This window comes from Dietzia sp. HMSC21D01 (assembly GCF_001815995.1).
Taxonomy (GTDB): Bacteria; Actinomycetota; Actinomycetes; order Mycobacteriales; family Mycobacteriaceae; genus Dietzia; species Dietzia cinnamea.
Genome location: NZ_KV823737.1, coordinates 1 through 12,968, shown reverse-complemented (window position 1 = coordinate 12,968; position 12,968 = coordinate 1). Strand labels below are relative to the sequence as shown.

12 protein-coding genes and 3 tRNA genes are annotated in these 12,968 nt (G+C 71.0%); 7 read left to right on the top strand and 8 right to left on the bottom strand.

Translation table 11 applies throughout. The annotated features are described in order from the left end of the window. The first annotated feature begins 157 nt into the window (after nucleotides 1-157). Nucleotides 158-502: a PadR family transcriptional regulator gene (locus HMPREF3086_RS02960; protein ID WP_007633348.1), complete on the top strand. Its 345-nt coding sequence runs from the start codon at nucleotides 158-160 to the stop codon at nucleotides 500-502. Then, nucleotides 502-1,485, top strand: coding sequence for an HAAS signaling domain-containing protein (locus HMPREF3086_RS02955; protein ID WP_070720103.1), 984 nt, complete (start codon nucleotides 502-504; stop codon nucleotides 1,483-1,485). The genes HMPREF3086_RS02960 and HMPREF3086_RS02955 overlap by 1 nt, the downstream gene beginning before the upstream one ends. Nucleotides 1,486-1,567: 82 nt before the next feature. On the opposite strand, the gene HMPREF3086_RS02950 is transcribed toward HMPREF3086_RS02955, so the two are convergent. Continuing rightward, a tRNA-Arg gene (locus HMPREF3086_RS02950) sits at nucleotides 1,568-1,640 on the bottom strand. Between the two features lie 52 nt (nucleotides 1,641-1,692). Next, a tRNA-Ser gene (locus HMPREF3086_RS02945) sits at nucleotides 1,693-1,784 on the bottom strand. 104 nt (nucleotides 1,785-1,888) lie between these two features. Here HMPREF3086_RS02945 and HMPREF3086_RS02940 point away from each other — a divergent pair. The 4 genes from HMPREF3086_RS02940 to HMPREF3086_RS02925 all read left to right on the top strand — a co-directional run bounded on the left by HMPREF3086_RS02940 (nucleotide 1,889) and on the right by HMPREF3086_RS02925 (nucleotide 6,603). Further along, nucleotides 1,889-2,953: a histidinol-phosphate transaminase gene (locus tag HMPREF3086_RS02940; RefSeq protein WP_070720101.1), complete on the top strand. Its 1,065-nt coding sequence runs from the start codon at nucleotides 1,889-1,891 to the stop codon at nucleotides 2,951-2,953. A gap of 118 nt (nucleotides 2,954-3,071) precedes the next feature. Then, complete coding sequence (locus tag HMPREF3086_RS02935) at nucleotides 3,072-4,817, top strand: bifunctional metallophosphatase/5'-nucleotidase (RefSeq protein WP_246830880.1); 1,746 nt, start codon at nucleotides 3,072-3,074, stop codon at nucleotides 4,815-4,817. A 95-nt stretch (nucleotides 4,818-4,912) separates the two neighbouring features. Continuing rightward, nucleotides 4,913-5,461: a hypothetical protein gene (locus HMPREF3086_RS02930; RefSeq protein WP_141763963.1), complete on the top strand. Its 549-nt coding sequence runs from the start codon at nucleotides 4,913-4,915 to the stop codon at nucleotides 5,459-5,461. A gap of 176 nt (nucleotides 5,462-5,637) precedes the next feature. Continuing rightward, on the top strand, nucleotides 5,638-6,603 hold the full coding sequence (locus HMPREF3086_RS02925; RefSeq protein ID WP_371441645.1) for an alpha/beta hydrolase family protein: 966 nt from the start codon (nucleotides 5,638-5,640) through the stop codon (nucleotides 6,601-6,603). Nucleotides 6,604-6,630: 27 nt separating this feature from the next. On the opposite strand, the gene HMPREF3086_RS02920 is transcribed toward HMPREF3086_RS02925, so the two are convergent. Beyond that, a tRNA-Ser gene (locus HMPREF3086_RS02920) sits at nucleotides 6,631-6,716 on the bottom strand. A gap of 117 nt (nucleotides 6,717-6,833) precedes the next feature. Here HMPREF3086_RS02920 and HMPREF3086_RS02915 point away from each other — a divergent pair. Beyond that, a complete protein-coding gene (locus tag HMPREF3086_RS02915; RefSeq protein WP_070720096.1) occupies nucleotides 6,834-7,874 on the top strand; it encodes an NAD(P)H-quinone oxidoreductase in 1,041 nt (346 codons plus the stop codon). On the opposite strand, the gene HMPREF3086_RS02910 is transcribed toward HMPREF3086_RS02915, so the two are convergent. From HMPREF3086_RS02910 to HMPREF3086_RS02890, 5 genes are all read right to left on the bottom strand, one after another. Beyond that, nucleotides 7,861-8,412, bottom strand: coding sequence for a PadR family transcriptional regulator (locus HMPREF3086_RS02910; protein WP_070720094.1), 552 nt, complete (start codon nucleotides 8,410-8,412; stop codon nucleotides 7,861-7,863). The two genes, HMPREF3086_RS02915 and HMPREF3086_RS02910, sit on opposite strands and share 14 nt — an antisense overlap. 4 nt (nucleotides 8,413-8,416) lie before the next feature. Further along, the gene (locus tag HMPREF3086_RS02905; protein ID WP_070720092.1) at nucleotides 8,417-9,397 is read right to left on the bottom strand and encodes an NAD(P)H-dependent flavin oxidoreductase; all 981 of its coding nucleotides are present in this window, start codon (nucleotides 9,395-9,397) and stop codon (nucleotides 8,417-8,419) included. A 141-nt stretch (nucleotides 9,398-9,538) separates the two neighbouring features. Beyond that, nucleotides 9,539-10,177: a potassium channel family protein gene (locus HMPREF3086_RS02900; RefSeq protein WP_061229485.1), complete on the bottom strand. Its 639-nt coding sequence runs from the start codon at nucleotides 10,175-10,177 to the stop codon at nucleotides 9,539-9,541. Nucleotides 10,178-10,196: 19 nt separating this feature from the next. Next, complete coding sequence (locus HMPREF3086_RS02895) at nucleotides 10,197-11,555, bottom strand: TrkH family potassium uptake protein (protein WP_070720089.1); 1,359 nt, start codon at nucleotides 11,553-11,555, stop codon at nucleotides 10,197-10,199. A gap of 103 nt (nucleotides 11,556-11,658) precedes the next feature. Further along, a partial coding sequence (locus HMPREF3086_RS02890; RefSeq protein ID WP_246830879.1) for a polysaccharide pyruvyl transferase family protein occupies nucleotides 11,659-12,968 on the bottom strand: 1,310 nt, incomplete at its 5' end.

Here is a 12,968-nt window from a genome sequence, read left to right as displayed (position 1 = left end):
TGTCGAACTATAGTTCGATCATACCGGCGCGCCACCGAGCGCACAAGGATTCGAACGAAACTGGCCGGCGCGCCACGGCCCGGCCCGGCGCGACCCCGCGCGGCGGCCACGGTGTGTGCCATTTACATAGTGTGCGTCACACACTATGGTGCGAGACATGGACGACGAGGTAGACGCAGTACAGGGCACCCACCTCCAGGAGATCCGGCGGGGATCCGTGGTGCTGGCGAGCCTCATCGCGTGCCGGACGCCCAAGTACGGATACGGACTGCTGACCACGCTGGCCGACGTCGGCATCGTCACCGAGGCCAACACCCTGTACCCGCTGCTGCGCCGCCTGGAGGGCCAGGGCCTGCTCACGTCGACCTGGCGCACCGACGACCCCCGGCCCCGCAAGTACTACGAGACCACCGCCCTCGGCGCCGAGACCGCCGAGCGGCTGCACACCGAATGGCTGGCGCTGGGCGCCGGCTACGACGATCTGCGGAAGGCGGATGCGTGATGCCCCGACTCACCGATCGCTACATCGCCGAGGTGGTCCGCCACCTCCCCGAGGGCCAGCGCGGCGACATCTCGGAGGAGATCGCCGCGACCATCGACGACATGATCGCCGCCGAACTCGACGCCGACACCGGCCCCGACGGCCGGATCGATACCGCCACCGCCGAGCACACGGTCCTGCGCCGCCTGGGCGACCCCGCGCAGCTCGCGCGCCGGTATTCGGGCGTGCGTCAGTACCTCGTCGGGCCCGACGTCTACCCCGTGTGGTCTCGCGTGCTGCGGTGGCTCGTGCCCGTCGTCGGCACGATCGCCGCGGTGGCCGGCGGCATCCTCTACGTCTCCACCACGCCCGTCCCCCAGCTCGGCGACCTCATCGCCCAGCTCGTCACCTCCGTGTCCGCCGCACTTCTCTGGACTTTCGCGGCGTGGACACTCGTGGTGGTGATCATCGAGCGGACCACCCCGGAGGGCGCGAGCAACGCGCTCTCGCGGACGCCGACCTGGGATCCGAACGACCTCGACCGCACGGGTAGCGGGACCGACACGCGTGCCGACGCGATCGTCTCGCTCGTGATGCTGGCACTCCTGGCCGGCGTGCCGTTCATCCCGTCGACGTTCCTCTACATCGGCCACCTCAACGGGGGCGAGCCGCTGATCAACCCGGACATCCCGACCGGCTGGGTCGTGAGCTACCTGGTCCTGATCGGCGTGCTCGCGCTCATCCAGGTGTGGCGCCCGGCGCGGCCGGGGCGGTCGCGCGGCCGCCTCACGCTCGAGATGGCCACCGACATCGTGTTCGGCGTCTTCCTCACCGCCCTCGTCCTGAGCCAGCAGACCGTGCTGCACCCGGACCTCGTCCCCGCGGACGGCGACGGCGGCCCGGCCACCGCCATCCGCTGGGGGCTGGTCGCGGCCGTCTGGGTGATCGTGGTGTGGGACCAGGTCGAGACCCTGCGCACGTTCCGGCGGGCCGCCGACCGCTGACGCCGGCCCGGGCCGTCCCCCACCGCCGACGAGAAGACCCCGCCTCCGGCATCTCTGCCGGTGGCGGGGTCTCCTGCACTTGTGCGCCCGAAGGGACTCGAACCCCTAACCTCTTGATCCGTAGTCAAGTGCTCTATCCATTGAGCTACGGGCGCATACTCATATTCTTCTGTCGTGCCAGATGTCCGGTCTCCCGGGCTTCCGGCATGGCGGAGGCGAGAGGATTTGAACCTCCGGTCCCCTTTTAGGAGGACAACTCATTAGCAGTGAGTCCCATTCGGCCGCTCTGGCACGCCTCCTGGAGGCTCTGCGAGCCAACGAGGATTTACAGTACACACACGCCCTGCCGGTTCGCAAAACGGCCGGACACCGGCCCGAGAACCGCTGGTCCTACTCTGTAGGCATGTCCCCCGACGTGCGCAGTGACCTCGACGCGATCCCCGCCTACGTGCCCGGCGCGTCCGTGCCCGGCGCGGTGAAGCTCGCGTCCAACGAGACCACCGCCGGCCCCCTGCCGAGCGTGGCCGCGGCGATCGCCGACGCCGCGGCGGCGGCCAACCGGTACCCGGACATCACCTCCCGCGCACTCGTCGAGCGCCTGGCGGACTTCCTGGACGTGGGCGCCGAGAACGTCACCGCCGGCTGCGGCTCGGTGGCCCTGTGTCAGCAGCTGGTCCAGGCGGTGTGCGCCCCGGGCGACGAGGTGATCTTCGGCTGGCGCTCCTTCGAGGCGTACCCGATCATCTCCCGCATCGCCCACGCCGTGCCCGTGTCGGTCCCGAACCGCGCCGACGGGTCGTTGGACCTCGACGCGATCGCGGGGGCCGTCACCGACCGGACCCGCCTGATCTTCGTCTGCACCCCCAACAACCCCACGGGGCCGGCCGTTCCCCGCGCGGAACTGCGCGCGTTCCTGGACCGTGTCCCCGAGCGGGTCACGGTGGCGCTGGACGAGGCCTATGTGGAGTACGTGAGGGGCGACGACGACGACAAGGTGGACGGTGTCGCGGAGGTGATGGCCCGTCGCAATGTGGTCTCCCTGCGCACCTTCTCCAAGGCGTACGGGCTCGCCGGCCTGCGCGTCGGCTACCTCGTCGGGCCCGTCGACCTGGTGGTGCCGGTGGCGAAGATGGTCGTGCCGTTCTCCGTGAGTTCGCTGGCCCAGTCCGCGGCGATCGCCTGCCTGGAGGCCGGGGACGAACTGCGGGCGCGCACCGACGCGGTCGTCGCCGAACGCTCACGGGTGCGCGACGCGCTGCTCGACATGGGCCACGCGGTCCCGGACACCCAGGCCAACTTCGTCTGGCTCCCGCTCGCGGAGGCCGCGTCCGACTTCGACGCCCACTGCCGCGACCACCGTGTCGTCACGCGGTGTTTCGCCGGCGACGGGGTGCGGGTGACGATCGGCGACCCGGATGAGAACGATCGGTTCCTCGCGGCCGCCCGCGAATTCGTGACCGGAATGTGATGCTTCCGGCGGGGTCCCGTGACCTCGCGGCGGCACGATGGGTCGGGTTTGGATGCGACGCCCCGGTCGTCGCGCCCATCCCGCGAGAGCCGCGGGTCACGATCCCCCAGGAGTCGGTGTGCAGCTGCGAGGTCCCCGCCGTGAGGCGAGTCCCGCAGCCCCACCCACGCCCGGACCCCGGCGCCCCGCCCGCCGGGCACTGATCCCCCTCGCCCTCGCGCCCCTCGTGTCCGCGCTGGTCGCCGTCCCGGGTGCCGACGCCCGGACCAGCGAGACCGGGCGTCCGTGGAGCCCCGCCGCCGAGACCACGACCGTGCGGGTCCTCGGGATCGGCGAGTTCTCCGGCGCGCTCTCCCGTCCCGTCGGCTTTCAGGGCGAGCTGCGGGACGGCTCCGGGAACGTCCGACCGGCCGGCGGCGGGCCCCACCTCGCCGCCACCATCAGCAAGCTCCGCGCCCAGGCCGAGAACACCCTATTGCTCGCCACGGGCGACTCGATCGGTGGGACCGCGCCCGAGGCCGCGCTCCTGGGCGACCGTCCGACCGTCGAGTTCTTCAACCGGCTCGGCGTGGACGGGGCCGGCATCGGCCGGCGCGAGCTGGAGAAGGGCGCCGACCACGTCCGCTCACTGGTCAAGCCGGGTTGCCTCACGGAGGAGGACTGTCGGATCGACCCGCCCCTGCCGCCCTTCCGCGGTGCGGCCTTCCCGTTCCTAGCCTCCAACGTGATCCCGTCGCACGACGCGGCCCCGACGTTCCCGTTCGCCATCCACCGCGTCGGCGACGTCCGGGTGGGGGTCGTGGCGGTCACCGCGCCGTCCGAGTCCGTCCCCGAGACCACGACCCGCCTGGCGGACCCGTTCCGGGCGATCGATGAGACCGTCGAGTCGCTGCGGTTCCTCGGCGTCGAGACGATCGTCGCCCTGGTCCAGTCCGATACGGCCCACGGCAATCTCGACCCCGGCTCCTGCCCCGAGGCCCTCACCGACCTCGAACTGGTCGAGGACCTCAACCCGGCCGTCGACGCCCTCATCGTCGGCGCCTCCGGGGGCCCGGCCACGTGCCGTGTCTTCGACTCAGAGAACGACGAGCGGATCGTCGTGGCGCCGGCGTCCCACGGCCGGTCGGTCACGGTCGTCGACTTCGCCGTCGACACCGCCACCGGAGACGTGGTGCGCCCGCAGACCTCGGCGTTCAACCAGACGGTCAACCTGGATATCGAGCCCGACCCCGGGACCGAGGAACTCGTCCGCCAGGCACAGGCCGCCGCGGCGCCCGAGGCCCGCGAGGTCATCGGCACCGCCGACGAGACCATCGGCCGGGCCATGAACGCCGACGGGGAGTCCCCGCTGGCCGACCTCATCGCCGATGCGCAGCTCTCCGCCACCCGCGGCCGGGGCGCGCAGCTCGCCGTGTCCAACCCCGACTCGCTGCGCACCGATCTGCCCGCGGGCCCGCTCGACTACGCCACCCTGCACACCGTGCAGCCCTACGGCGACCGCCTGTACCTGGTCACCGTCACCGGCGGGGAACTCCGCGCCGCCTTCAACCACTTGGCCGACGACATCGGCCGCAACGGCCCTGCGGTGTCGGCCAACGTGCGCTACACCGTCGACGCCGGGCGCCCCGCGGGCGACCGGGTGACGGAGATAGAGGTCGACGACGAGCCGATCGATCCGCGGCGGGAGTACACCGTCGTGGTGAGCGAGTTCCTCTCCTCCCCGGAGTGGGGCGGCTCGGTGCTGGCCGAACGCGGGGACCGCCGAGAGGCCGGCCTGACCGATCTCGACGCGGTGATCCGCTACGCGACCGACGAGGGCCCGCTGCGGGCGCCCGAGCCCGGCCGCGTCCGCGTGATCGACTGACACCCGAGGTCGCACACCCGATTCAGCGCACTGGGGTAGCCCTGGACAGCGCCCGGATCAAGCCGTGGTGGCGATCGACGCGCGTCCTCGCGGTGGTGGCCGTCGTGGCGCTCGTGGCCGCGGCCGTCTTCGCCACCCTCTGGGCCACCGACGACTCGGACGCCCGGCTCGCGCAGCTGCAGGGACGGCTCGACACCGAGGCGGCGGCCGAGGAGGCGGCCTCCGAGTACGCGATGGCGGTCTCCGCTGTCGACTACGAGGATCTCGACGGATGGCGCGACGCCCTCTCCGAGGGCGTGAGCGATCAGCTCGCCCCCAAGCTCGAGGCGGCCGTCGACGTGGTGGGCCCCTGGCTGACGCGGATGGAGTACACCTCCACCGCACGCCTGCTCGCCGCGGAGGTCTCGGAGACCGACGGGGACACGTTCGTCGTCCAGGTCTTCGTGGACATGACGTCCCGGAGCAAGCAGACCCCGGAGGGCGTCGCGGCGACCGCCACTTACACGGTCACCATGGACCGCGCCTCCGACTGGACGATCACCGACGTCGGCGGGGTCGGCGCGGGCCTGCCCGGAGCCGAGGGTGCCGTCGCGGAGGACGAGGCCGCGACGGGAGGGGACGAACCCCGGGCGGGCGGGCGCTGACACGCCGTGACCCGGCGGGGACGAACTCGGGGACACCCGGAACGCCGAAATCCTCCTAAAATTTGTAAGATGGGCTTCACTCTCCGAACTTCCGGCCACACCTCCGCGCTTCGCTGACGTGTCCACATGGAGAAAAAGGATTTCCAGCCTTATTTACTCCTGAGGAAGCGGGCACCATGTCAGGACGAGATCGCAGCAGGCACAGACGGTCGGCCGTGCTCGGCGCGGCCCTGACGGTCGGCTCGCTGTTCCTCGCCGGATGCATGACGACGAGCGCGGCCCCCGTGGTCGAACCGACGTACGCCGGCCCGGTGCGGCTGGACGAGGTGACGGTGCAGCGCTTCGAGTACCCCACCCGCTACCCCGCTCCCGACCCGGAGCTCAACTGGGCCGACCTCTACCTCCCGGCAGGTGACCAGAAGGTCGACTCCATCCCACTGGCCGTGCTCATCCACGGTGGGGCCTGGCACAAGGAGAGCGGGGCGGGCTCGTTCGATCACCTGGCCCGCGATCTCGCCAGCCGCGGGATGGCGGTCTACAACATCGAGTACCGACACATCGGGTCGGGCGGCGGCTGGCCCATCACCTTCCGCGACGTGGCCGACGCGCTCGACCACGTCACCGAGGTCGACAGAAGGTTCCCGCAGATCACCACCGACGACGAGGTGGTGGTGGGCCACGGAGCCGGCGCACAACTCGCCGTCTGGGCCGCGACCCGACACCGGCTCGAGGACGGGGAGGGGGGTTCCAAGCCCAGCTTCCGCCCCACCCGCGCCATCTCGATCGCCGGGCCGCTGGACATGACCTACGGGGCCACCCACGGGGACGACAGGATCGTCACCGTGCTCGGGGGCACACCCGACGAGGTGTCGAGCCGCTACGCATCGGTGGATCCCATCCAGAACATCGACACGGGGACCCCGGTGATCGCGCTGCACGGCAGGCAGGACGTCACCGTGGCGCCGGAGAACTCCCAGCGCTACGTGGACGAGGTCAATCGTCGGGGTGGCAGGGCCAAGATCGTCATGTTCGAGGACGAGGACCACACCTCGATCGTGTCGGGGAAGTCCCGCTCCTACACGCGGGTCCTCGAGATCATCCGCTACGTCTCGGCGTCCGATCTGCGCGAGACCACCGCCTGACCCGGCCCTCGAGAGCCGGGCCCTGTGCGGAAGTGGAGGGATTTGAACCCCCGGTGCTGTTCAGGCACGCTCGCTTTCAAGGCGAGTGCATTCGGCCGCTCTGCCACACTTCCTTCGCCGCCGGCCCCGACATGCGCGGCCACGCCGGTTCCACGTGGAACCGGCTGTACGACGTCGCCCATGCTAGTTCACCTCGCCCGCCCTCACGCAGTCCGGCTACGGTCGAGGGCATGAAGGCCATCGCGTACGACAACGGTCCCGACTCCCTGCATCTGACCGAGGTCGCCGACCCGGTCCCGGCCGCGGGTGAGGTGCTCATCGACGTGGCGGCGTCGGCCGTCAACCGCGCCGACCTCCTGCAGACCAAGGGGCACTACCCGCCGCCGCCCGGCGCTTCGGAGATCCTGGGCCTGGAGTGCTCCGGGCGCATCTCGGCGGTCGGTGAGGGCGTGGAGGGCCTGGCGGTCGGCGACGAGGTGTGCGCCCTCCTGGCCGGCGGCGGGTACGCCGAGAAGGTCGCCGTCCCGGCGGGCCAGGTCATGCCCGTTCCGGCGGGGGTCTCGCTGCACGAGGCGGCGTCGCTCCCCGAGGTGGCGTGCACGGTGTGGTCGAACCTGGCGATGACCGGCGGGCTCGGACGGGGCGTCCTCGCGGCGGACGCGCACTGGGGCCGGATCGAACTGGGCGCGCCGCGGGTGCTTATCCACGGCGGCGCGGGCGGCATCGGCTCCCATGCGATCCAGGTGTGCCGCGCGCTCGGCGCCCGGGTCGCCACCACGGCCGGCGGGCCGGAGAAGGTGGCCATGTGTCGCGAGCTGGGCGCTGAGCTGGTGATCGACTACCGGGACGAGGACTTCGTCGAACGGGTCAAGGACTGGACCGACGACGACGAGCGCGGCCGCGGCGTCGACCTGGTCCTGGACGTGATGGGCGCGAAGTACCTGGAGAAGAACATCGCGTCCATGGCGCCGGACGGTCGCGTCATCGTCATCGGCCTGCAGGGCGGGGTGAAGGGTGAGCTCAACCTGGGCCGGTTGCTGCCCAAGAGGGCCGGCGTCCTCGCGACCAACCTCCGGGCCCGACCCGCGGACGGCCCCGGCGGCAAGACCGGCATCTGCCGGGAGGTGGTGGCCCAGGTGTGGCCGATGGTCGCGGCCGGGGACGTCACCACCCGGGTCTCCCGCGAGATCCCGCTCCACCGGGCCGCAGACGCACTGGCCCTGCTGGAGTCGGGCGAGAGCCACGGCAAGATCCTGCTCACGGTCGACTGAGGCGATCCAGCAGGTCGAGGGTCTCGTCGCACCAGCCCACCCACGCCTGCTCCGCCTGGATGCCCAACTTGAGCACCTGGTGTTGGAGCGCACCCCGGACCTCAACCGGGTCGCGGTCGGCGAAGTCCTGCTCCTCGATCTCCCGGTACCGCCGCAGGTTCTCCACCCGCTGGCGGCGGTGGTACCCGAGGGCCCGCCGAAGGTCGTCCACCCTACCCGTGGCCGCGGCCGCGCGGACACGGACCGCGAGGCTCGAGCGCATCGGTTCGGGCTCGTCGTCCTCCCCGATCCACTCCACCAGCAGGGCCCGGCCGGTGTCGGCGACGGCGAACCTCCTGGGTTGTCCCCGCCGCGGCGGTCCCTGCTGCGGCAGCTCGCGGATGAGGCCCGCGGACGCCAGCCGATCGAGCTCGCGATAGATCTGCTGGTGGGTCGCGGGCCAGAAGTACCCGATCGACTTGTCGAACCGGCGGGCGAGTTCGATGCCGCTGCCCTCCCGCTCGGTGAGGGAGGTGAGGATCGCGAACTTCAGCGACATCGGGTCAGCGGGTCGCGGGCAGACCCGCGGTGAGGGCCGCCACCGCGTCGTCGTACTCGGACCGCAGCCGCTCGACCAGCTCGCGGACGGGCCCGACCGAGTCCACCGCGCCCACGCCCTGACCGGCGCCCCAGATGTCGCGCCACGCCTTGGAGTCGGTGGTCCCCCCGGAGCCGAAATCCATGGCCGAGGGATCGGACTCGGGCAGATCGTCGGGGTTCAGGCCGGCGGCCTCGATACTGCCCCGCAGGTAGTTCCCGTGGATACCGGTGAAGAGGTTGCTGTAGACGATGTCGCCGGCGCCGCTGTCGACGATCATCTGCTTGTAGGCGTCGGTGGCGCGGGACTCCTCGGTCGCGAGGAACGCCGAACCCACGTAGGCGAGGTCGGCACCGGCCGCCTGCGCGGCGAGGATCGAGCGACCGTGGGCGATGGCCCCGGACAGCAGCAGCGGGCCGTCGAACCACTCGCGGATCTCGCTGATCAGCGCGAACGGCGACTGGGTGCCGGCGTGCCCCCCGGCGCCCGCGGCGACCGCGACGAGCCCGTCCGCGCCCTTCTCGACGGCCTTGCGGGCGAACCGGTCGTTGATCACGTCATGCAGGACGATGCCGCCGTACGAGTGGACGGCTTCGTTAACCTCCTCGCGCGCACCGAGGGAGGTGATGACGATCGGCACCTCGTGCTCGACGACGGTGGCCAGGTCCTGCTCGAGCCGATCATTGGAGCGATGGACGATCTGGTTGACCGCGAACGGGGCGACGTACCGGTCGGGATTCGCGGCGGCGAACGCCTCGTTGCTCTCCCGCACCTGCTCGATCCACTCGGCCAGTGCGGACTGCGGCCGCGCGTTGAGCGCCGGGAACGACCCGATCACCCCCGCCTGACACTGCGCTGCCACCAGCTCGGGGCCGGAGTAGATGAACATCGGCGAGGCGACCACCGGGACGGTGAGCGGGCCGGCGAGCACTGAGGGAAGGGCCATGAGCAGTCCTATCGTGAGCGGGGCGGAGCAGACTTCTCCCCCGACCGTACGGTCGCGCCGGCTTTTGTGCAACTAGTTGCACAAAAGCCGTCCGCCTCGCGTCAGCGACAGAACCCACACCTCACGGACGGGAATCGCGGTCTAGGACAGCTCCGCGAAGCGTTCGGTGTCGCGCACCTTTCCGGAGACGATGATGGTGTCCCCCGGGTGCAGGATCGTGTCGGCGGCGGCGTAGGTGAAGCCCTCCCCGGGACGCTTGATCGCCACCACGGTCACGCCGTGGTCCGTGCGGATCGAGGTCGCACCGAGACTGCGACCCGTCGCGAACGCGGGGGCGGTCGTCTTGACCATGGCGAATCCGTCATCGAACTCGATGTAGTCGATCATCCGGCCGCGGACCAGGTGGGCCACCCGCTTGCCCATGTCGTGTTCCGGCCGCACGACATGGTGCACACCGATCTGCGTGAGGATCTTGGCGTGGGAGTTGCTGATCGCCTTGGCCCACACGTTGGCCACGCCCATATTGATCAGGGCCGAGGCGGTCAGCAGGCTGGCCTCGAGGTCGGAGCCGATCCCCACCACCGCGCGATCGAACTCGTGCACCGACAACTGACGTAGGGACTCCTCGTCTGTGGTGTCGGCCACCACCGCGTGCGTGAGGCGGTTGGCGATCTTCTGCACGACCGCATCGCTCGCGTCGACACCCAACACCTCCGCGCCCTGGGACATCAACTCCAGGGCGAGCGACTTGCCGAACCGGCCGAGACCGAGCACTGCCACGGCGTCCGGTGCTGATTTCCTAGCCAATGAGAGGCCTTTCTGCGGGAAGGTCGTACCGTCGCCCGCGTTGGCGAGCGGCCAGGGCACTGACCATGGTGATCGGGCCGATCCGGCCCAGGTACATCAGTCCGATCAGTGTCCACTGACCCCACTCGGGAAGCTGCGCGGTGATGCCGGTGGACAGCCCCACCGTGGCGAACGCGGAGGTGACCTCGAACAACAGTTCATTGAGCCCGAACGGCGTCCCCGCCAGGAGCACGATCGTCGAGACCGTCACCAACCCGATACCGATGAGGGCCACGGCCAACGCCTGGCGCTGGACGCGGGTGTCCACACGGCGGTCGAAGATCGTGACCGACTTCTCGCCCCGCACCTCGGCGACCATGACGAACAGCAGCAGAGCGAACGTCGTCACCTTGATCCCGCCCGCAGTGCCTCCGCTGCCACCTCCGATGAACATCAACACGTCGGTCACGAGCAGGGTGGCATCGTCCATCAGGGCGTAGTCGACACTGTTGAAGCCGGCGGTTCTGGGCATCGTCCCCTGGAACGCGGCCACCAGGACCTTGTCGGCGAAACCGAACGATTGCAGCGTGCGGGTCCACTCCAGCGCCAGGACCGCCGCGAACCCCGCCAGCAGCAGGATCGCCGTGACGTGCACGGTCAGCCGGGTGTGCAGGCTCCACCGCGGGTGCTCCCGGGCCGCGGACCCGGACCGGCGGATGCGCCGCCCCACCTCGAACAGGACCGGGAAGCCCAACCCGCCCAGGATCACGGCCACCATCAACGGCACACAGATCCACGGATCGGTGGCGAAGCCGATCACGTTGTCGCTGTACAGCGCGAACCCGGCGTTGTTGAACGCCGAGACCGAATGGAACACGCCCAGCCACAGCGACCGCAGCACCGGCTCGTCGTACCCGACCGCGAAACGAATCGCCAGCGCCGCCGCGGTGACCGCCTCGATGACCAGACTCATCCGGACCACGCCCACGACCACGCCCCGCACGTCGCCGAGTTCGGCCGCCCGGGCCTCGGCCGCGGTGTTCAACCGTGCCTTGAGTCCGATCCGGTGCGCCAACATCAGCCCCACCAACGAGGCCATGGTCATGATCCCCAGGCCACCGACCTGGATCAGCCCCAGAATGACCGCCTGACCGAATCCCGACCAGTGCACAGGGGTGTCCACCACGATCAACCCGGTCAAGCACATCGCCGACGTCGCCGTGAACAGCGCTGCGGTCACACTGGTGGCGCCCCCGGACGCCACCGCCGCGGGCAGCAGCAGCAACCCGGTCCCCACCGCGATCGCCGCAGCGAAACTCAGGGCGACGACCCGGACCGGACTCAACGTCGCCCAGCCCGCCCACCGCCTCATCACAGACGGTGACACCCGCCCATACGTAGTCACGAGGTCAGACAGTAGACCTCGGCGCCACCGATGAACAGTAGGTGTTCGCGCCCGGTGATCCGCCTGCGTATCACCGCAGCGTGCGGCCCACGACCCCCGCGTAGATCTCCTGTGCCAACCGCTCCGCGACCTCCACGAGCGCGGCGACGGTGGCCGGATCGACGCCACCCGCCGCGGGCACCCCGGAGACGACGGAGCGCGGGTCCTCGTCCGCCGCCACAGAACTCCACCGCGACCCGGCGGCGAGCAGCGCCCCGTGCTTGACGTCGTAGTAGGCCGACCCCGACCGCAGTGCCACCCCGGAGGCCCCGCGGGCCGCCGCGAAGAGATGCGGATGGAAACGGGTGGTCAGCCAGACCTGCCCCGGCCGGGCGGGCAGACCCGTGGCCCACAGTTCCTGGAACGGCACGAAACGCGCGCGGGGCAACCGCAGATCGGCCAAGGCGCGGCCCACCTCGTCGTCGCCGTCGTATCCACCCTGTCCACCGTCGGCGCCGGACGCGGCCGCCGCGCGCGCACACACCCTGTCCCACACCACCCGGTCCCCACCGGGGATCGACTCGACGACGGTGATCCGCTCGCCCGGCACCGCCCACGCGGCGAGCATCCGCGCGACGGTGTCGGCGAGGACCTCGGGCTCCACCAGGTCGGACTGGGCGCACAGCACCAGGTCGCGGCACGCGTCCGGGTCGGACGAGTAGACGGGGTGGTCGCCGGCCTCGACGACACCCGCCGCCGACAGGGCGAGCCAGCCGTCGTCGCCCACGTGACGGACCGGCACCCCCGTGCCCGCGAGGAGCTCGAACGAGTCGGCGTCACGGACGGTGACCAGGTCGTAGTCGCGCAACGCCCCCGCCAACCGTCCGGCGTCCCCGCACGGCACGAACCCCTGACCGGTGGCCACCACGCGCGCGCCCGCCGCCCGGCCGGCCTCCCCCGCCGCCGCGACCACGCCCAGGTGATGCGGCCACAGGTCGTTGACATAGCCGCCGCCGATGAGGTGGACCACAGACGCGCTGCGCAGCAGGTCGATGCCCGTGGCCAGCGCCGGACGCAGCCCGGGGTCGCCCACCGCGGCGCGACAGAACCCGATCGCCTCGTCGGCGCCGGTGTGCTCGGAGGCCAGGCGCCACAGGGTGTCGGTGAAGAGCACGTCCGGGTGCTCGGAATGGTGCAGGACCGCCGCCTGGCCGGGCGTGTGGCAGTCCACCACGACGGGCGTCCCCGGCAGTGCGTGCCGCAGGTAGCGCAGCCACCCCGCCAACAGCTGCTCGTCGCCGTGGTTGGGGTGACCGGCCGGAGCGACGAGGTACACGGGCCGGTGGCCCTCCCGCGGCCGGCCCCACCGCGCGTCCGCGGTGGCGCGCGCGGCATCGAGCA